The 254-nt window shown below is 42.1% G+C and carries 1 protein-coding gene; it reads left to right on the top strand.

All coding sequences use genetic code 11. The features are described 5' to 3' along the window. Positions 1-254, top strand: a 254-nt coding sequence (locus GPK88_RS18550) for a zinc ribbon domain-containing protein (protein WP_215708132.1), incomplete at both ends; no start/stop codon positions are given.

Here is a 254-nt window from a genome sequence, read left to right as displayed (position 1 = left end):
CAGAAACAGTCAACGATGCTGGTGCGTGAAAACCAAACCATCTGTATTGAAGATCTGAATGTTAAGGGGATGATCCGGAATCATAAACTGTCAAAATCGATAGCGAGTGTTTCCTGGGCAAAATTTTTTGAAATGCTGGAATATAAAGCTGGCTGGTATGGAAATGAAATTCACAGAGTACCAACGATGTATCCGAGCAGTCAGACCTGCAGCTGTTGTGGCTACAGAAATCCACGGATAAAAAATCTGGGCAT

It is taken from the genome of Blautia sp. MCC269 (assembly GCF_018785655.1).
GTDB lineage: Bacteria > Bacillota > Clostridia > Lachnospirales > Lachnospiraceae > Blautia_A.
The sequence above is the reverse complement of the archived record's forward strand: the minus strand, read 5'-3'. Positions and strand labels throughout refer to the sequence as shown.